The organism is Pseudomonas sp. GB2N2 (assembly GCF_054897705.1).
Genome location: NZ_CM142701.1, coordinates 1,928,041 through 1,947,427, shown reverse-complemented (window position 1 = coordinate 1,947,427; position 19,387 = coordinate 1,928,041). Strand labels below are relative to the sequence as shown.

The 19,387-nt window shown below is 60.3% G+C and carries 18 protein-coding genes and 1 pseudogene; 7 read left to right on the top strand and 12 right to left on the bottom strand.

The annotated features are described in order from the left end of the window. Nucleotides 1–79: 79 nt before the first annotated feature. Nucleotides 80–346 (bottom strand): hypothetical protein, encoded by a 267-nt coding sequence (locus ACYZT4_RS08800; RefSeq protein WP_461986999.1) that lies wholly within the window; start codon nt 344–346, stop codon nt 80–82. A 375-nt stretch (nt 347–721) separates the two neighbouring features. Between ACYZT4_RS08800 and ACYZT4_RS08795 the strand changes: the two genes are divergently transcribed. Both ACYZT4_RS08795 and ACYZT4_RS08790 read left to right on the top strand, forming a co-directional pair. After that, the gene (locus tag ACYZT4_RS08795) at nt 722–1,807 is read left to right on the top strand and encodes a hypothetical protein (RefSeq protein ID WP_461986998.1); all 1,086 of its coding nucleotides are present in this window, start codon (nt 722–724) and stop codon (nt 1,805–1,807) included. Nucleotides 1,808–1,809: 2 nt separating this feature from the next. Then, nucleotides 1,810–2,163, top strand: coding sequence for a DUF1428 domain-containing protein (locus ACYZT4_RS08790; protein WP_461986997.1), 354 nt, complete (start codon nt 1,810–1,812; stop codon nt 2,161–2,163). Between the two features lie 13 nt (nt 2,164–2,176). Here ACYZT4_RS08790 and ACYZT4_RS08785 read toward each other — a convergent pair whose 3' ends face one another. Beyond that, complete coding sequence (locus ACYZT4_RS08785; RefSeq protein ID WP_461988609.1) at nt 2,177–2,371, bottom strand: hypothetical protein; 195 nt, start codon at nt 2,369–2,371, stop codon at nt 2,177–2,179. A gap of 141 nt (nt 2,372–2,512) precedes the next feature. Between ACYZT4_RS08785 and thpR the strand changes: the two genes are divergently transcribed. Then, nucleotides 2,513–3,052, top strand: coding sequence for an RNA 2',3'-cyclic phosphodiesterase (thpR, locus tag ACYZT4_RS08780; RefSeq protein WP_461986995.1), 540 nt, complete (start codon nt 2,513–2,515; stop codon nt 3,050–3,052). Between the two features lie 230 nt (nt 3,053–3,282). Here the strand turns inward: thpR and ACYZT4_RS08775 are convergent, their stop codons facing one another. From ACYZT4_RS08775 to ACYZT4_RS08755, 5 genes are all read right to left on the bottom strand, one after another. Then, complete coding sequence (locus ACYZT4_RS08775) at nt 3,283–4,380, bottom strand: polyamine ABC transporter substrate-binding protein (RefSeq protein ID WP_461986993.1); 1,098 nt, start codon at nt 4,378–4,380, stop codon at nt 3,283–3,285. Between the two features lie 58 nt (nt 4,381–4,438). Next, entirely contained in the window at nt 4,439–5,323 is an 885-nt protein-coding gene (locus tag ACYZT4_RS08770; protein WP_461986991.1) for an ABC transporter permease subunit, read from the bottom strand. Continuing rightward, nucleotides 5,320–6,201, bottom strand: a complete 882-nt coding sequence (locus ACYZT4_RS08765) for an ABC transporter permease subunit (RefSeq protein ID WP_461988607.1) — start codon at nt 6,199–6,201, stop codon at nt 5,320–5,322. Before ACYZT4_RS08765 ends, ACYZT4_RS08770 begins: the two co-directional genes overlap by 4 nt. 29 nt (nt 6,202–6,230) lie before the next feature. Then, nucleotides 6,231–7,373: a polyamine ABC transporter ATP-binding protein gene (potA, locus tag ACYZT4_RS08760; RefSeq protein WP_461986989.1), complete on the bottom strand. Its 1,143-nt coding sequence runs from the start codon at nt 7,371–7,373 to the stop codon at nt 6,231–6,233. A gap of 215 nt (nt 7,374–7,588) precedes the next feature. Beyond that, the gene (locus ACYZT4_RS08755; RefSeq protein WP_461986988.1) at nt 7,589–8,350 is read right to left on the bottom strand and encodes a gamma-glutamyl-gamma-aminobutyrate hydrolase family protein; all 762 of its coding nucleotides are present in this window, start codon (nt 8,348–8,350) and stop codon (nt 7,589–7,591) included. Nucleotides 8,351–8,630: 280 nt separating this feature from the next. On the opposite strand from ACYZT4_RS08755, the gene ACYZT4_RS08750 reads away from it, so the two are divergent. The 4 genes from ACYZT4_RS08750 (at nt 8,631) to ACYZT4_RS08735 (ending at nt 13,938) form a co-directional block, all read left to right on the top strand. Then, nucleotides 8,631–10,007, top strand: coding sequence for a glutamine synthetase family protein (locus ACYZT4_RS08750; protein WP_461986986.1), 1,377 nt, complete (start codon nt 8,631–8,633; stop codon nt 10,005–10,007). A 182-nt stretch (nt 10,008–10,189) separates the two neighbouring features. Then, nucleotides 10,190–11,680, top strand: a complete 1,491-nt coding sequence (locus ACYZT4_RS08745) for an aldehyde dehydrogenase (RefSeq protein ID WP_461986984.1) — start codon at nt 10,190–10,192, stop codon at nt 11,678–11,680. Between the two features lie 52 nt (nt 11,681–11,732). Continuing rightward, nucleotides 11,733–13,031, top strand: coding sequence for an NAD(P)/FAD-dependent oxidoreductase (locus tag ACYZT4_RS08740; protein WP_461986982.1), 1,299 nt, complete (start codon nt 11,733–11,735; stop codon nt 13,029–13,031). A gap of 358 nt (nt 13,032–13,389) precedes the next feature. Continuing rightward, complete coding sequence (locus ACYZT4_RS08735) at nt 13,390–13,938, top strand: cupin domain-containing protein (RefSeq protein ID WP_008068184.1); 549 nt, start codon at nt 13,390–13,392, stop codon at nt 13,936–13,938. Nucleotides 13,939–14,022: 84 nt separating this feature from the next. Here ACYZT4_RS08735 and ACYZT4_RS08730 read toward each other — a convergent pair. The 5 genes and pseudogenes from ACYZT4_RS08730 to ACYZT4_RS08710 form a co-directional block, all read right to left on the bottom strand. Next, nucleotides 14,023–14,358: pseudogene (locus tag ACYZT4_RS08730) on the bottom strand (alpha/beta fold hydrolase); the annotation flags it as partial. A gap of 244 nt (nt 14,359–14,602) precedes the next feature. After that, nucleotides 14,603–15,724 (bottom strand): LLM class flavin-dependent oxidoreductase, encoded by a 1,122-nt coding sequence (locus tag ACYZT4_RS08725; RefSeq protein WP_461986980.1) that lies wholly within the window; start codon nt 15,722–15,724, stop codon nt 14,603–14,605. A 29-nt stretch (nt 15,725–15,753) separates the two neighbouring features. Then, the gene (locus ACYZT4_RS08720; RefSeq protein ID WP_461986978.1) at nt 15,754–16,962 is read right to left on the bottom strand and encodes an LLM class flavin-dependent oxidoreductase; all 1,209 of its coding nucleotides are present in this window, start codon (nt 16,960–16,962) and stop codon (nt 15,754–15,756) included. Nucleotides 16,963–16,977: 15 nt separating this feature from the next. Then, nucleotides 16,978–18,201 (bottom strand): lipase family protein, encoded by a 1,224-nt coding sequence (locus ACYZT4_RS08715; RefSeq protein ID WP_461986976.1) that lies wholly within the window; start codon nt 18,199–18,201, stop codon nt 16,978–16,980. Nucleotides 18,202–18,215: 14 nt separating this feature from the next. Continuing rightward, complete coding sequence (locus ACYZT4_RS08710; RefSeq protein WP_461986974.1) at nt 18,216–19,289, bottom strand: ABC transporter substrate-binding protein; 1,074 nt, start codon at nt 19,287–19,289, stop codon at nt 18,216–18,218. Nucleotides 19,290–19,387 lie beyond the last annotated feature (98 nt).

Here is a 19,387-nt window from a genome sequence, read left to right as displayed (position 1 = left end):
CACGCCAGTCGCCAGCAATGCATCGCTAGGACCATAGGCCGCGAACGCGCTGCTCGCAACTTTTGCGGTACGACGGGTTTTAGAAGGTAAATGAACGGGATCGGGAACTATGTTGGGCCATTTCGGCATCCAGCAGGTGCTCGGCCAGCACATCATTCAAAAAGCGGAACTGATCGTTGAGACCGACCACTTCGTTGCTGAAATGGTTGGCGGCGGCGGGCATCAGCAGGGATTCGAAGTTCTTGTCGAACACCAGCGCCAGCACTTTGCGCGAAACAACCTGCTGCGCGTAGTAGTTGGTGCCGAATACCGGAAAGCTCACGGACAGGGTGACGTGGTGAATCATGATGTGCGCTCCTCGGTCAGGACGTACCACGAAAAAAAGCTCAGCGTGAGGGCTGTCAGGGCCAAGCAGGTCAGCAGATGAATCAACATGATTGTTCCCTCCGATGCGAGGTTTCGTGGTGGATTGAGGTTGATCCTACGCTGACGGTTTTTTAGCGGAAGGCATTCGCGGCGATGGTGAATATCGATGTGAATGATGGTCGGGTTTTTCGGTGTTCTTCAGGGCCTCATCGCGAGCAGGCTCACTCCCACAGGTGACCGCATTCCAATGTGAGAGTGAGCCTGCTCGCGATGAGGCCCTCGGCAACGCCTTTAATCTCGCCGCCTATACTCAAACCAGATCGCCTTCAACCCCAATGTTTAGGACACCGCGACCTTGAACCTGCGTGCGCCGATCATCGCCGTGCTGCTGGTGCTGGCAGGATGCGCCATGCCCGCGCGTGCGCCGGCGCCAGCGCCGCCGGTGATCATTTCCCAAATGACCTGGCAGCAAGTCGACCGGGACATTGTCGCCGCCTCCCAATCCGCTACCGAGCAGGCAAAAATCTATTCGCGCGGCGCCATGGATTACTGGCGAACCCGGGTCTATCAACTGACCGAAGAGAATTTCATACCCTGGTTCAGCAGCTATTGGACTCAGGAATGGTTGTCGATGAAAGTCAGCTGGTATTCCCTCAGCGCCCAAGGCGAGCAGGAAGCCTCGGCGAAACGCCTGGCGGAGTATCTGCTGGAGCAATACCAGAAGCGCGTGCTGGCCCCGGTCGCGGTCGAAATTGACCCGGAGCAGATCCTCGGCCTCGCCACGGCGTTCTACATCGACATCCTTCAGGAAGAGCTGCAGAAAATCTCCCAGCGCCACGGCGTGCCCATGGCCCAGCTGAATGGCCGCCTGCAGAAAATCCCCGCCATCGCCCTCGGCCCGCCGCCGGCCCGGGATGCGTCGCTGTATCAAGTGGTGCACACCCAGCCGCTGAATACGCTGCCGGCCTACGCCGCGCTGATCGACAAGATCCACAAGGCCGGCGGCAGCAAGGGGGTTGATTCCACCGACACCGCCATGGCCCCGGTGGCCAAGCGCGCCAGCCAGCGGATGGAGGCCGAAATGGCCCCGCGCGGTGCCGCCAGTGCGGTGGCGGCAGTGGCGGGCAAACTGGCCGGGGGATTGATCACCGTGGGCGTTGCGGGGATTCGCGCGTTGCTTCAGGCCAGCGACCGGCCGGACAGCGAAGCGCTTATCCGCAGCAGTCTGGGCAACACGTTCGACAAGGCCTGGACCAAACTGGTGCAGAATCCGACCAGCGGCGTGATGGCCGGCACGTTATACATGGCCGGGCAGATCGAAGGCAATCTGGCGAAGAGTGCCGACGGACCGTCGGTCAGTTCGGGCGGCGGCGCTGTCGATTGGCGTGCGCCGCAACCGACTAACCAGCGGTTCGACCCTCTACCCCCGGCAGGAGAATGACCATGTCTTACGTTGATGGCTTTGTCGCGGCGGTGCCCACCGCCAATCGCGAAAAATTCAAGAAGCACGCGGAAACCGCCGCGCTGATTTTCAAAGAGAATGGCGCCCAGAGCATTGTCGAATGCTGGGGTGACGACGTGCCCGACGGCAAACTGACCTCGTTCCCGTTGGCGGTAAAACTCAAGGACGACGAAACGGTGGTGTTTTCTTGGATCATCTGGCCGGACAAAACCACCCGCGATGCCGGCATGCAGAAAATGATGGGCGACCCGCGCATGCAGCAGGACGTCAACCCGATGCCGTTCGACGGTCAGCGGATGATCTTTGGCGGCTTCAATATCCTCATTCAGTCCTGAATGCCCGACAGGATCACTCGGCGGCCGGAGTGATCCTGCAGCTCTTGCGATTGCGGATTTCGTTTTCCGTCGGTCGCTGCCTGACGAATTCGAAACGCGGCTCACCTTCGCTATAGTGAACCAGCCAGCCCCATTCCAGCTCTGACTCATCCTGACCCGGTTGCGGTGGCATGGCCCACCATGGCTCTTTGCTGATGATCTGTCGCATGGCCCCGTCCCGTTCAATCGATTGGTTCAACTGGTTCAACTGGTTCAACTGGTTCAACTGGTTCAACTGGTTCAACTGGTTCAACTGGTTCAACTGGTTCAACTGGTTCAACTATAACGTGCAAGTCAGGAGGTGCCAGGCGTGAGCGACGAAACCCCGAAGCCGGTCAAACGGCTGTTTTTCGCTTTGAACTGCCCGCCCGAGCAGCGCAAGGCCATCGCACAATGGCGCGCCGCGCTGCAGTTGCGCAACGGGCGCCCGGTGCCGGCGGAAAATTTTCACCTGACTTTATTATTTTTGGGGGCGGTGGGCGTGGCGCAGATCGCCGAGATTTGCGCGGCGGCGGCGAAGGTTCGCGTGCCGGGTGTGCCGTTGAGGATCGCGCTGGATCGGCTGGACGTCTGGCGTAGGGCCGGCGCGTTGGTGCTCGCGGCGGAGCAGGCGCCGCCGGAGTTGCTGCGGCTGGTGTATGCGCTGGAGCAGGCAATGTTGCCATTCGGGTTCGAGGACGCGCCAAAGGAGTTTCGGCCGCACCTGACGTTGATGCGCGACTATGGAGCGCCAGTGCCTGAGTCGGCGACGCCACCGGAGTTTTTTCTGCGGGCTGATCGGTTTGTCTTGTTTGAATCGCACAAGGGGCACTATCGGGCGCTGGCCGAGTGGCCGCTGGTGCCCGCCTAAAAAAAGGCGCCCGAGGAGGGCGCCGAATTCACCTGAACCGAGGAAGCCAGGTGAGGCCGTTCTGGAGAGAGGTGCAGCGGTGGTAAGGCGCTGCGTGAACGGAAACAGTCAAGTTTGATGTTGCCAGTGATGGCCTCATCGCTGGCAAGCCAGCTCCTACAATGATCTGCGGTGCAACATTTAACTTGCAGGAGCCGGCTTTCCGGCGATAGCAATCCCAGGCCCGGCGATTATTTCCCGAGCTTCACCCGGGTCCAGCCGCGCGTCATCACCCGTTGCACGCCAATCGGCATGTCCGGAATCGCGTACAGCGTCGCCATCACCGCCAGCGGTGGATACGAGCCCGGGTCATCGCGAATCGCTTCATCCACCAACGGCGTCGCCGCGGCGTTGGCGTTGCTGTAGCCGATGTTGTTGGTGATCTCGGCAATGATGTCCGGGCGCATCAGGAAGTTCATGAACAGGTAAGCGTTCTCGACGTTCGCAGCATCCCGCGGGATCGCGACCATGTCGTAGAAACTGCCAGCCCCTTCTTTCGGAATGCTGTAGGCGATGGTCACGTCGTTGCCCGCTTCCTGCGCGCGGGCCTTGGCCTGCAACACGTCACCGGAGTAACCAACGGCCACGCAAATGTTGCCATTGGCCAGGTCGGAGATGTACTTCGATGAATGGAAATAAGCCACCGACGGCCGAATCTTCATGAACAGCGCTTCAGCTTCAGCGATCTGTCCTTTGTCTTGCGAGTTCACCGGGTAACCCAGGTAGTGCAGGGCGGCCGGCAGCATCTCTGTCGGCGAATCGAGGAAACTGATGCCGCAGGCTTTCAGCTTCTCGGCGTTTTCCGGTTTGAACAGCAAGTCCCAGGAATGGGTCGGCGCGTTGGTCCCCAGCACTTCCTTGACCTTGGCCGGGTTGAAACCGATACCGATCGAGCCCCACATGTACGGGAAGGCGTGGGCGTTATCCGGGTCGCTGGCCGAGGCGTTTTTCAGCAGCACGGGATTTAGGTTTTTCCAGTTGCTCAGCTTCGATTTGTCCAGTTCCTGATAGACGCCGGCCTTGATCTGCTTGGCCAGGAAACTGTTGGACGGCACGACGATGTCATAGCCGGATTTACCCGCGAGCAGGCGTGCCTCAAGGGTTTCGTTGCTGTCGAACACATCGTAGGTCACGCGAATGCCGGTCTCGTCTTCAAACTTCTTGACGGTGTCCGGGGCAATGTAATCCGACCAGTTGTAGACGCGCAGAACCTTGTCATTGGCCTGGGCGCCGGTGGCGATCGCGCCCAATAAGGACAGTGTCAGCAGAGTCCTGCCAAACATTTTCATCGGTACAACTCCAATTCTTCTTATCAAATCAAACGCAAAACCGTGAAACGTGACGGCACTAGGCCGTCGCTTCTACCCTTTGCTTTTCAGGTTGCTGCCAAGACTCGCTGGCGGTCTGGTCCATCGCTTCCTGGATCGCCCGTTTGCGGGTGGCTTCGGCGCGGCGGCTGAAGTACCAGACCATGAAGGTCACGATCGAAACGGCGAGCAGGATCAGGCTGGCCACGGCGTTGATCTCGGGCTTGACCCCCAGACGTACCGCCGAGAACACTTCCATCGGCAGGGTCGTGGAACCCGGGCCGGAGACGAAGCTCGCCAACACCAGATCATCCAGCGACAGGGCAAACGACATCATGCCGCCGGCCGCCAGCGAGGGCGCAATCATCGGGATGGTGATCAGGAAAAACACCTTGAAGGGTTTCGCCCCGAGGTCCATGGCCGCTTCCTCGATGGACAGGTCCAGCTCTCGCAGGCGGGCGGAGACTACCACCGCCACATAAGCCGCGCAGAACGTGGTGTGGGCGATCCAGATCGTGACAATGCCACGCTCCATCGGCCAGCCGATCAACTGCGCCATCGCCACGAACAGCAGCAACAGCGACAGACCGGTGATCACTTCCGGCATCACCAATGGCGCGGTGACCAGGCCACCAAACAGCGTGCGACCCTTGAAACGCGTGACGCGGGTCAGGACAAACGCGGCCAAAGTTCCCAGCGCCACGGCGGCAATCGCGGTGTAGCAGGCGATTTCCAGCGAGCGCACCACTGAGCCCATCAGCTGCGTGTTGTCGAGCAGGCCGGCATACCACTTGAGCGACCAGCCACCCCACACCGTCACCAGTTTCGAGGCGTTGAACGAGTAGATCACCAGAATCAGCATCGGCAGGTAGATAAACGACAGGCCGAACACCAGCATCATTTTTGAAAAACCGAAACGTTTCATCCCCGTGCCTCCATCTCTTTGGCCTGGCTGCGGTTGAACAGCAGAATCGGCACAATCAGAATCAACAGCATCACCACCGCCAGCGCAGACGCCACCGGCCAGTCGCGGTTGTTAAAGAACTCTTGCCACAACACACGGCCGATCATCAGGGTTTCCGGGCCGCCCAACAGTTCCGGAATCACGAACTCACCAACCACCGGTATAAACACCAGCATGCAGCCGGCAATAATCCCGTTCTTGGCCAGCGGCACCGTGATTTTCCAGAAGTTGTTGAAATTGCTCGAACCCAAGTCCGACGCGGCTTCCAGCAACGTCTCGTCGTGCTTGACCAGGTTGGCGTACAGCGGCAACACCATGAACGGCAAGTACGCGTAAACCACGCCGATGTAGACGGCGGTGTTGGTGTTGAGGATCTCGATCGGGTGATTGGTCAGGCCGGTCCACATCAAGAAGGCGTTGAGCAAACCGTTGTTGCTGAGGATGCCCATCCACGCGTAAACGCGGATCAGGATCGCAGTCCAGGTAGGCATCATGATCAACAGCATCAGGACGTTCTGCGTTTCTTTTTTCGCCTTGGTGATCGCATAGGCCATCGGAAAACCGATCACCAGGCACATCAGCGTGCTGAAAAACGCGACCTTCAACGAGCCGAAGTAAGCCGAGATGTACAGCTCATCCTCGGTCAGCAACAGGTAGTTGCCGACGTTAAGGAACAGCTGGAATTTCTGCTCGGCGAAGGTGTAGATCTCGGAATATGGAGGAATGGCCAGCGCCGCTTCCGAGAAGCTGATCTTCATCACCAGGAAGAACGGCAACAGGAAAAACAGGCACAGCCACAGGAATGGAATCCCGATGACGAGCTTGCGACCACTCGGCATCAGCCGCATGAACTGCTGATTGAGTGTTTTCATGAGCGCAGTACCACGCCGCTGTCGTCTTCCCACCACACGTAGACCTTGTCGTCCCAGGTCGGACGCGCGCCACGGCGTTCGGCGTTGGCCATGAACGACTGGACGATTTTGCCGCCAGGCAATTCGACGTAGAACACCGAGTGACCGCCAAGGTAAGCGATGTCGTGCACCTTGCCGCTGGACCAGTTGTAGCGGGCCTCAGGCTTGGTCGTGCTGACCAGCATTTTTTCCGGGCGAATGGCGTAGGTGATCGACTTGTCCTGCACCGAGGTGCTGACGCCGTGACCGACGTAAATCTTTTGCTCCAGGTCCGGGCTGTGAATGATCGCGTGACCTTCAAGGTCTTCCACGACGGTGCCGTCAAAGGCGTTCACGTTGCCGATGAATTCGCAGACCATGCGGCTGACCGGGGCTTCATAGATGTCGACCGGACTGCCGATCTGCGCGATCCAGCCGAGGTGCATGATCGCGATGCGCTGGGCCATGGTCATGGCCTCTTCCTGGTCGTGGGTCACCATCACGCAGGTCACGCCGACCCGCTCGATGATTTCCACCAGTTCGAGTTGCATCTGCGAACGCAGCTTTTTATCCAGCGCGCCCATCGGCTCGTCGAGCAGCAACAGCTTTGGACGTTTGGCCAGGGAGCGGGCGAGGGCCACGCGCTGACGCTGACCGCCGGACAGTTGATGCGGTTTGCGCTTGGCGTATTGGGTCATGTGCACCAGGCGCAGCATTTCTTCAACGCGGGCGTCGATTTCGCTGGCGGACAAACGATCCTGCTTGAGGCCGAAGGCGATGTTCTGCGCCACAGTCATGTGCGGGAACAGGGCGTACGACTGGAACATCATGTTGATCGGCCGTTCATACGGCGGCATGTCGGTGATGTCCACGCCATCGAGCAAAATCCGTCCTTCGGTCGGACGCTCGAAGCCGGCGAGCATGCGCAGCAGCGTCGACTTGCCGGAACCCGAACCGCCGAGCAGGGCAAAGATTTCGCCTTGATGAATCTCGAGCGAAACATCGTCTACTGCGCAGGTTTCGTCGAACTTCTTGGTGACGCGGTCGATTTTCACCAGAACCTTTTTCGGTGCCTGGTGACCTTCAAGAGCCTTCCTGTAAATGCTGGAGGCGTTTGCCATGTGAAACTCCCAACAGGTTTCAGTCGTCGGGCCAACGCGGCCTGACTTAAGAGTGGATTGCAAGCCCGGGTGGTGTGCGTTCGGGCTTATTCGGCGCCGCCGTCCTGGCTGCCTGGGTCGTACTTGTTGTTATTGCAGTGTGGTGTTATCGCGAAGGACGGACGCGCAAAGGCACGCCCGCCTGACTCGCGGGGGCAATCATTCATGGGTGTGGGTCAGCGGGTTTTACGTAGCGCGGCCCGTCGCCGGCATGCATCGCCGAACGCCTGGAAAATACTCAAATAAGGCGGGTTCGAAAGCACCTGCCATTCCGGGTGCCATTGCACGCCGACCGCGAAGGTCGGACTGTGGTCCACGGAAATCGCCTCGATCAAACCGTCCGGGGCAATCGCTTCAGCGCGCAGGCCCGGGGCGAGGCGGTCGATGCCCTGGCTGTGAATCGAATTGACCCTGAACTCCAACGGCAACGCCAGTGCTTCGAACACACCGCCCGGTTGCACCGTCACCGCATGCGCCGGGGCGTACTGCACCGCCAGCTCGGGACTGTCCGCTTCCCGGTGATCGAGCATGCCCGGCAGTTCATGCACCTTCTGGTGCAGGCTGCCGCCGAACGCCACGTTCATTTCCTGGAAGCCACGGCAGATGCCCAGCACCGGAACGCCCGCCGCGATGGCTGCACGTAATAAAGGAAGGGTCGTGGCGTCCCGCGCCGGATCGTGATCCGTGCCGGGAGCGCTGGCCGGGCCTTGATAGTGGAAAGGTTCCACATTCGATGGCGAGCCGGTCAGCAACAGACCGTCGAGATGCGCGAGCACATCCTCGATGTCGGTCAGTTCGCCTAAAGAAGGAATAACCACAGGCAGCCCCAAAGCCGCGACGCTGACAGCACGCAAGTACTTGTCGCCGCTGATGTGGTAGGGGTGCAGGCCAATCTGTTTGACGCACGCTGTAACGCCGATCAATGGCTTGAATGCCATTTTTATCACCTCGAAGTTTCACACTTGAACGAGCTTTTCCGGAGCTTAGCCTTGTTGATTTTAATTAACAACTCTCATGTAAAAAATTCTAAACGCCACACGTCCGATCGTTAGTCTTTACGCGGTGTCGGCGACCTATATGGCACTCTCGCGCCCAAAAAACCCCCGAAAATAAAGGATGAGAGGCGCGGTGTTCGCTATTGACTTCACTTTGCCGTTCGGGTTGACTGGGCTCCAGAAAGTGAAGTGAACATAATAATTAACAGCTAATAGGTGCAAAATGTCGGTCCCTCTGCGTACCGTTCAACTCAACGAAGCAAACGCATTCCTTAAGAAATATCCTGAGGTTTTGTACGTCGACCTTCTGATTGCGGATATGAACGGTGTGGTGCGCGGCAAGCGCATCGAGCGCACCAGTCTTCATAAGGTTTACGAAAAAGGCATCAACCTGCCAGCTTCTCTCTTTGCTCTGGACATCAACGGCTCCACGGTGGAAAGCACCGGCCTGGGTCTGGACATCGGCGACTCTGACCGGATCTGTTTCCCCATCCCGGGCACCCTGAGCATCGAGCCGTGGCAAAAACGCCCGACCGCTCAATTGCTGATGACCATGCACGAACTGGAAGGCCAGGCATTCTTCGCTGACCCCCGTGAAGTGTTGGCCAATGTGGTGCGCAAGTTCGACGATCTGGGCTTGACCATCTGCGCCGCGTTCGAACTCGAGTTCTACCTGATTGACCAGGACAACGTGAACGGCCGTCCGCAGTCGCCGCGTTCGCCGGTGTCGGGCAAGCGTCCGGTGTCGACCCAGGTCTACCTGATCGACGACCTCGATGAATACGTCGATTGCCTGCAAGACATCCTCGAAGGCGCGAAAGAGCAGGGCATTCCTGCCGACGCCATCGTCAAGGAAAGCGCCCCGGCGCAGTTTGAAGTCAACCTGCATCACGTCAACGACCCGATCAAGGCCTGCGACTACGCGGTGTTGCTCAAGCGTCTGGTGAAGAACATCGCCTACGACCACGAGATGGACACCACGTTTATGGCCAAGCCGTATCCTGGCCAGGCCGGCAACGGTTTGCACGTGCACATTTCGATTCTCGACAAAGAAGGCAACAACATCTTTGCCAGCGAGGATCCCGAGCAGAACGCCGCGCTGCGTCACGCGATCGGCGGTGTGCTCGAGACCCTGCCGGCGCAGATGGCGTTCCTTTGCCCGAACGTCAACTCCTACCGTCGTTTCGGCGCAGCGTTCTACGTGCCGAACTCGCCGAGCTGGGGCATCGACAACCGCACCGTCGCGGTCCGTGTGCCGACCGGTTCGGCGGACTCCGTGCGCATCGAGCATCGTGTTGCCGGCGCTGACGCCAACCCGTACTTGCTGATGGCCTCGGTGCTGGCGGGTATTCACCACGGCCTGACCAATAAGATTGAGCCGGGCGCCCCGGTGGAAGGCAACAGCTACGAGCAAAACGAGCAAAGCCTGCCGAACAACCTGCGCGACGCCCTGCGTGAGCTGGACGACAGCGATGTCATGGCCAAATACATCGACCCGCTGTACATCGACGTGTTCGTGGCGTGCAAGGAAAGCGAGCTGGCCGAGTTCGAGAACTCTATCTCGGACCTTGAGTACAACTGGTACCTGCATACCGTTTAATGGCTTGAGCCCGGTTCCAGGCTGAAACCCGATCCACTGTAGGAGTGAGCCTGCTCGCGATTGCGGTGAATCAGGCGGCATCAATGCTGACTGATGCGCCGCTATCGCGAGCAGGCTCACTCCTGCAGGGGGCTGAGCGGCATTCAGTCCCACTCCTTATTCCTCTGCGTCGAGTCACAACAATGACAAACACTCGCAGCGACTGGGAACAACGCTTCCAGTCCTTATCCATTGAAGGTCGCGCCTTCATCGACGGTCGCTACCGCGACGCACTCAGCGGCGACTCCTTCGAATGCATCAGCCCGGTCGATGGCCGGTTTCTGGCCAACGTCGCCAGCACGGACGAAGCCGACGCCAACGAAGCCGTCACGGTCGCGCGCCGCACGTTCGATTCCGGCATCTGGGCGCATTTGGCGCCCGCAGAACGCAAGCGCATTCTGATTCGCTTTGCCGATCTGATCCTGGCCAACCAGGAAGAACTGGCCCTGCTCGAAACCCTCGACATGGGCAAACCGATCACCGATTCGCTGAACATCGACATTCCGGCGACCGCTAACGCGATTCGCTGGAGCGCCGAAGCCATCGACAAGATCTACGACGAAGTCGCCGCCACGCCGCACGACCAGCTCGGCCTGATCACCCGCGAACCTGCCGGTGTGGTCGCCGCCATCGTGCCGTGGAACTTCCCGTTGATCATGGCCAGCTGGAAGTTCGCCCCGGCCCTCGCGGCGGGTAACTCGTTCATCCTCAAGCCGTCGGAAAAATCGCCACTGACCGCGATCCGCATCGCTCAGTTGGCCTTGGATGCCGGTATCCCGAAAGGCGTGTTCAACGTGCTGCCAGGCTACGGTCATACCGTCGGCAAGGCACTGGCGTTGCACATGGACGTCGACGTGCTGGCCTTCACCGGCTCAACCGCGATTGCCAAGCAGCTGCTGATCTACGCTGGCCAAAGCAACATGAAACGCGTCTGGCTCGAAGCAGGGGGAAAGAGCCCGAACGTGGTGTTTGCCGACGCGCCGGATTTGCGCGCGGCAGCACAAGCAGCGGCCAGCGGCATCGCCTTTAACCAGGGCGAAGTCTGTACCGCCGGTTCGCGCTTGCTGGTCGAGCGTTCGATCCGCGAGCAGTTCATTCCGCTGCTGGTGGAAGCGCTGCAAGCCTGGAAGCCCGGACATGCACTGGACCCGCAAACCACCGTCGGTGCGGTCGTCGATCAGCGTCAACTGGACAACGTGTTGCGCTACATCCAGATCGGCAAAGACCAGGGCGCGCAGTTGATTGCGGGTGGTAGTCGTACCCTCGAAGCCACCGGTGGCCTGTATGTAGAACCGGCGATCTTCGACGGCGTGACCAACGCCATGACCATCGCCCGCGAAGAAATTTTCGGCCCTGTGCTGTCGCTGATCACCTTCGACACGGAAGAAGAAGCGCTGGCCATCGCCAACGACAGCATCTTCGGCCTTGCCGCCGGTGTCTGGACCAGCAACCTGAGCAAGGCGCACACCTTCGCTCGCGGTTTGCGTGCCGGCAGCGTCTGGGTCAACCAGTACGACGGCGGCGACATGACCGCGCCGTTCGGCGGGTACAAGCAGTCGGGTAACGGTCGGGACAAATCGCTGCACGCGTTCGATAAATACACCGAACTCAAAGCGACCTGGATCAAGCTCTAATACTTCTACAACGGCGGTCGCTGGCGCGTGCTGGCGGCCATCGGAGAAACCTATGAAACAAGCCTCTACAGAACAAACACACGTCGACAGCTACTACGCTGCCACCCGCAACTTCACCGGCGACTTCCCGGTGCTGGAACAAGCGGTGGACTGCGACGTCTGCGTCATCGGCGCCGGCTACACCGGTTTGTCCTCGGCCCTGTTCCTGGCCGAAGCCGGCTACAGCGTCACCGTGCTCGAAGCCGCCAAAGTCGGTTTCGGCGCCAGCGGCCGCAACGGTGGCCAACTGGTCAACTCCTACAGCCGCGACGTCGATGTCATCGAAGAACGCTACGGCGACAAGACCGCTGAAGTGCTCGGCAGCATGATTTTCGAAGGCGCCGACATCATCCGTCAGCGCATACAGCACTACGACATTCAGTGCGACTACAAGCCGGGTGGCATCTTCGCTGCGCTGAACAAAAAGCAGCTCAAGGGCCTGGCCGAGCAGAAAAGCAGCTGGGAGCGCTACGGCAACAAAAACCTGAAGATGCTCGACGCGGCGGACATCAAGCGCGAAGTCGGTAGCGACAACTACGTCGGCGGCCTGCTCGACATGCAGGGCGGCCACATTCACCCGCTGAACCTGGCGCTCGGCGAAGCCTCGGCCATCATCGGCCTGGGTGGCAAAATCTACGAGCAGTCGGCAGCGGTGGAGATCACCTACGGCGAACCGATCACCGTGCGCACCGCCAAAGGCGTGGTCCGCGCCAAGTACCTGCTGATCGCCGGCAACGCCTACTTGCCGCAGGGTCTCGACAATCGTGTGACCAGCAAAAGCATGCCGTGTGGCTCGCAAATCGTCGTCACCGAACCGTTGTCGGAAAAGGTTGCGCGCAGCCTGATCAAAAACAACTACTGCGTCGAAGACTGCAACTACCTGCTCGACTACTACCGCCTCACGGCCGACAACCGCCTGCTGTACGGCGGTGGCGTGGTTTACGGTGCGCGCGAACCGGACGACATCGAACAGCTGATCAAGCCGAAAATCATCAAGACCTTCCCGCAATTGAAGGACGTGAAGATTGATTACCGCTGGACCGGCAATTTCCTGCTGACCATGTCGCGCATGCCGCAATTCGGTCGCATCGAGAAAAACGCCTACTACATGCAAGGCTACAGCGGCCACGGCGTCACCTGCTCGCACCTGGCCGGCAAGCTGATCTCGGAAATGATCCGCGGCGACGCCGAACGCTTCGACGCCTTCGCCTCGCTCCCGCACATGCCAATGCTCGGCGGCCGCACCTTCCAGGCCCCGCTCACCGCCATGGGCGCCGCGTACTACGCACTGCGAGATCGCTTCGGTATCTGACGTTGTGGGAGCGAGCCTGCTCGCGATGACGGTGGCACATTTAATATTGATGTCGCCTGACACACCGCCTTCGCGAGCAGGCTCACTCCTACATTGGATCTCCAGCGAACACGAAATGTGGAATCAGCACGCATCAAACTTTAGGCGCGAGCCTGCTCGCGAAGAGGCCGGAATAGCCGACATCCATATCACTCGACCCACCCCCATCACCAAAAACCATGCTTCTACAGCAACACCCCCAAACGTGATTTAATACCCGCCTTTCAAATATCCGGGACAGGGAAGCGGTACTTTCGCGGCCAAAAGTCGCCCGCCATCCACCCCCATACCCCTTAAGTATTTCTCGCATAAGGCTGTCATGGACACGGGCTCACGACTCAAATTAGTACGCGAAAGCTACAAACTCTCCCAGCGCGAGCTGGCCCGGCGTAGCGGCGTCACCAATGCCACCATCTCCCTGATCGAACAGAATCGCGTCAGTCCCTCCGTCAGCTCACTGAAAAAACTGCTCGAAGGCATCCCCATGTCCCTGGCGGACTTCTTCACCTTCGACCAACCCCCCCGCGAACACCAATACGTTTTCCGCGCCAATGAACAACCGGATCTCGGCCGTCATGGTCTGCGCCTGCTGCTGATCGGTGCCTCAGTACCGAGCCGGCAAATGCGCTTGCTGCGCGAGCAATACGCGCCGGGCGCCAGTTCGGGGGAAGAACCGATCGTGCACGCGGAAGGCGAGGAGTGCGGGCTGGTAACGCGGGGTACGGTTGAGTTGACGGTGGACGGGCAGATCAGCGTGCTCAATGCCGGTGACGGCTACTACTTTCCGACGACGTTGCCGCACCGGTTTCGCAACATTGGGCAGGATGAGGCGGAAATTATCAGCGCGAATACGCCGGCTAACTTCTGATGGTGAAATCGGCCAGTTAGCCGAATTCATTTCTTGCGATTGCACCACTTTGTATCGTTAACAAAGTGGTGCAATTCCACCCATTTACCCTTTGATAAACGCCAACAGGTCAGCGTTGATCATCTCGGCATGCGTGGTGGGCATGCCGTGCGGGAATCCCGGGTAAGACTTCAGCGTGCCTTGCTTTAACAACTTCACCGACTTGGCCCCGGTCGCCGGGAAAGGACAGATCTGATCGTCCTCGCCGTGCATCACCAGTACGGGAATGTCGATGACCGCGAGATTGTCGAAAAACTCGGTCTCGGAAAGTACCCTCACACCGTCGTATTGAGCCTTGATGCTCCCCATCATGCCCTGCCGCCACCAGTTCCAGCGAATACCTTCCGAAATGGTCGCACCGGGCCGATTGAAGCCATAAAACCTTTGAGGCTCGATAGGTCAGTTGAAGCCTGCACGCCGGATTTACGGCTGCTTCGCAACCGAACGCAGGCTTCGCCGGCTGCTACAGGGGTTGGGTGTTGTTTAAAGGTTTGAGATCCGGCAGGGCGAATGACCCCAGCATTGAGGACGCTTTCCTACACGATTTTCAGAACATCACGTCCCTGAGCAATCACCATCGCCGCGGTGCGACGATTCGACAAGCCGGGCTCCCACAGTTTTTGCGTCAGCCGACGATACGAACTGCCTCCGATTCTGTAGGCGAAGCCACCCGCGCCTTGCGCCGCCGTACTTCCTCACGCACCGCCGGAATAATCCAGCGTCCATAATCGACCGTGTCATACAGCGGGTCGTAGCCGCGGTTGAGGAAGGTGGTCACGCCCAGGTCGACATAATCGAGCAAGGCCTGGGCCACGGTTTCCGGGGTGCCGACCAGCGCGGTGGTGTCGCCGTAGGCGCCGACGGCGGTGGCGGTGGGCATCCACAGGGCGCGGTCGTGGCGGTCGCCCAGTGCGGCGGCGGCGAGCAAGCGTTCTGAGCCGGTGCCCTTGATGCGTTTTTGCCAGGGGCTGCCGGCGGCAAACTGCGGGTTGGCCTTGATCTGCTGAAGGATCTGCTCCGCGCGCTGCCACGCCAATTCCTCGGTCGCGCCGAGGATCAGGCGCACCGACAGGCTCACTCGTGGCGCCTCGACTCCGGCTGCACTCGCCGCCGCGCGCAGTTTGCCGATCTGTTCGGCGACACCGCTCAACGGCTCGCCCCACAACGCGTAGAGGTCCGCGTGCTTCACCGCGATCTGGTAGGCGATGTCCGACGACCCGCCAAAGGAAATCGGAATGTGCGGCTGCTGCAACGGTTTGACCGGCGAGAAAGCACCCTTGATGTTGAAATACTGTCCTTCGAAGTCGAACGGTTCTTCAGCCGTCCAGGTGCGCCGCACGATCTCCAGGTACTCATCGGTGCGCTTATAGCGCTCGGTCTTGTCCAGCAGGAAATCGCCTTCCTGCGGTTCAGCGGTAATGCCGGTAATCGCGTGCAAGCGAATGCGGCCGCCGCCGGTGGTGTGGTCCAGCGTGGCGAAGGCCCGAGCGGCGACGGTGGGCGCGGTGAGGCCGGGGCGATGGGCAATCATGAAACCCAGGCGCTCAGTGTGCGTCGCTGCGTACGCGGCAATCTGCAAACTGTCGGCGCTGCCGGGGCCGCTGGCGATCAGCACGCGATCGAAGCCGGCGTGTTCATGGGCGCGGGCGTGGTGGCGGATGAAATCCAGATCGAAATCCGGGCTGCGGATACCGCGGGTCTCGGACCACTGGCGGGGGAAGATCATGCCGACAAATTCAATGGACATGGAACGCTCCTTTTAGGTTTTTCATCGCCTCAGACGCCGGCCGGGCCGTTGGCCGAGCGCAGTTCCAGCGGCGCCGGCAGCGCACGACTCAACTCGGCGCGCTCACTGCGAAAGTGCGGAAGGATGTGCTCGCCCAGGCGGTAGGCTTCTTCCAGGTGCGGGTAGCCAGCCAGGAAGAACAGGTCGATGCCGAGGGCGTTGTACTCGCGAATCCGCGCCACCACGTTTTCATAACTGCCCACCAGCGCGCAGCCCGGCGGGATGCCGATGTAGCCGAAACCGGTCCACACGTTCGGGTGGATGAAGAAGTCATCGAAGCTTTGGGTTTCGGTCTTCTGCGCGAACTCGTTTTCGTAGCTGAGTTTGCGCGCGGTGCGCAGGCCGGCGTGTGCGGCCACGGCTTTGACGGCGCCTCGGGCAATGCCTTCGTCGAAGAAACGCTTGGCTTCGGTGCGCGCCAGTTCTTCGGTTTCGCGGGTGATGACGTCAATCGACAGACCAAAGCGAATATCGGTGCGCCCGTACTTCAGCGCGCGCTCGCGAATGTCGGCGATCAGTGCGGCAATCTCGTCCGGGTGCTCGGCGCGCATCAGATAAAAGTCAGCATGTTTGGCCGCGAACTCACGGGCCGGAATCGACGAGCCGGCGGTGCAGATCAGCGGCAGTTGGGCCTTCTTCAGTGGCCCGCGCAGGCCACCGCCCTCGGCCCGGTAGAATTTGCCTTCGTAGTGAAAGTTTTCGTTGTGCCAGTAACCCTTGACCACGTCCATGAACTCAATGGCGCGTTCGTAACGCTCGTCGTGAGCACTGAAGTCGCCGACCTGACGCTGAATCGCATCCGAACCGCCATTGATGATGTTCCACACCAGGCGGTTGCCGGTGGCGCGTTGATAGGTCGCCGCCTGCTGCACCGCCACCCACGGCGTGTAGTGGTAGGGCTGGAACGCGGTGATGAATTTCAGCGTGCGGGTTTCTCGCGCCAGCAGCGAGCAGACCGTCCACGGCTCCTCGCCGGACGGCGCGTTGACCATCAGCGCGCCGCCGAAACCGTTGATTTCCGCAGCCTTGGCGATTTGGCCGAGGTAGTCGATGTAAGTGAAGTGATCGCCGACGCTGAACCCCGAGACCGCGCCGGTGCTCGTGCCGCCCGCGTGCCAGTCGCCGCGATTGCGCGGGTCGCCGGGGAGGAATTGGGTTTCGCCATGCAGGGGCAGGCGGGTGAAAAATTCAATGCTCATGAGGGGCGCTCCGTCTTACTGCACGCTTGGGCTGCAGATCGGGGTGATGGGCTGGTCATTGATGACTTTGTGGGCGAACGGCACCGAATCCTTGAGTGACGCGTTGACCGTTTCGCTGTGGCCCAGGCCTTTGTAGAGATGGCCTTCGACCACCGAACCGGTTTTGCAGGCGTCCTGCATCAGCGCGACCTGGGTAGAGGCGGCCGGGGTTTTGTCTTCGGCGCCGGTGCCGATGAAAATCGGCTGGGCCAGTTTCAGGGTCGGGTAGGAAACCTGTTTTTGCCATGCGGCGAGTTGGTCGCCCTTGTAGTCTTTTTTCGCATTCGTCGGGGTCAGGCCGACGCCGATCACGTCGCTGACCAGTGCCGAGAGGCAACTGGTGCGCGCCTGTTCGAACAGCGGCAGGGCCTTGTCGGTGTAGAAGTCTTTCGGGTTGATGCTTGGGTCGTATTGCTGGGCGGCGAGCAGGGTGTAGAAGCCATAGGCGAGCGAGGCGTCGACTTTGTTCTCGTCCTGTTCACCGACGTTTTTTGCGCCGACGGTGTAAATCACACCGGTGCCGATGCTGCCTTTGACGCCGAGGTCCGGGGCATAGGTCGGTGCATAGGCCGCTGAAGCGAAGGCGCCGGCGCCGCCCTGGGATTGACCGACGATCAGCACTTTATTGGCCAGCCCCGGAACACCCCCGACCACCGCTTTTGCCGCATCGAGAATGCCGTAGGCGGCCATGCGATTGTTCAGCAGCGGATGCCCGCCGGGGACGCCGAGGCCCTGATAGTCGGTGGCGACGATGGCGTAACCTTCATCCAGCCAGCGGCTGAGGTATTGCACATCGCGGTACGAGCGACCTTGCCAGGACGGCGCACACACATCCGCCACACCAACGGTGCCATGGCCCCAACTCGCCACCGGCCAGCCACCGGCGGGCGCCTTGCCTTTGGGCAGGAACAGCGTGCCCGACACCACGATCGGGGTCTTGTTATCGATGCCGTCGGTGGAGGTGTAGAGAATGCGTTGGGCGCTGGCGGCGTTGGGCAGGCTCAGGGTTTTTTCCAGCGGCTCGCTACGCAGCAGTTTGCCCGGCGTGGCGGGAATCACCTCTTTCCAGGTGTAGAACGCCGAGACGCGGCCATCGCCTTGTTGCGGATCGGGTTTTGGCGCGTGCGCACCGGCGGCCAGGGCACTCATCGACAGCGCCAAAACGCTCAGGCCGAACACGAATTTTTGCGGCAGTTTCATCTGGATGTCCCTGTTCATGGGTTAGTACTGACCTGGCCACGCAGGGCCGGCCAGTAGTCGGCGAGTTGCAGATCGATCAGCGCCTGGTTGGTGAAACCGGTGGCCAGCGAAGGAGTGATGTCATAGGTGTCGCGAATCAGGTGGTTGGCCAGCGCATAGGCGGTCAGCGCTTGGTAATGGGCCTTGAGTTGCTGGTCGCTTTTTGGGGCCCAACGGTCTTTCCAGGCCACCGGGTCGTTCTGGTCATCGCGCCGTAGCACGCTTTCAGCAGTACCGGCGCGGGACGAGAGCTGGTAATAGGCGTCTTGATTTTTTTCCTGGGAGATCCACCACGCGGCTTTGATCCAGGCGGTCGCCAGCAGTTGAGTGATGTCCGGGTGCTGTGCGACAAAGCTGTCGGTGCCCCAAAGGTCCGAGACCAGACGCCAGTCGTTGGCGCCTTGCTTGGTCGACCAGATGATCTTGCCGACGCCTTTGTCTTCCAGCGCATACGCTTCGCTGAGCAGCACGGCGGCATCGACTTTGCCGGCAGACACGGCGGCCGCACCGACTTGCGGATTGAGGTTGGCGATCTTGAAATCGTCGAGCTGCAGGCCCTTGCTGGCGAGGAAGTTGCTGAAAGCGAATTCCCACGGACGGCCGCGATGCAGGGCCAGGCGTTTGCCCTTGAGGTCTTCGATGCTGTTGGCGCTTGAGCCGGCGGGTACCACCAGATAGATGTTGTTGCCGCTGCCGCCGGGCACGATCAGTTTGCCCGGCACGCCACCCGCGCCGGCGATCACCGACGGCAGGTCACCGCGCACGGCGAAGTCGATGCTGTTGTTGCTGAAGCCTTCGTTGATCTGTGGCCCGGCGCCGGCGTGGGGCAGGGCGATCCAGTCGAGCTTGACACCACGCTGTGCCAGTTGCTGCTCAAGCCAGCCGTCCTCGATCACCCGCCCGGCGATGCCGCCGAACACCGGTTTACCGCCCTGCGTGTAAGCGACGATGGCGATCTTCACCGACGCCGGTGCCTGTTCCGCCAGTGCCGTGGCACTGAGCAGTAACCCGGTCAAGGCGACCAGGCTGTTGCGCCAGAAACGTTTCATTGAAATCTCCCCAAAAAGTGGTTCTGTCTTGTTCTGTCCTGGAGAGGAGAGAGCAGATTGCATGCCAGTGGATTAAAAATGGCCTGCAGGCCCTGCGC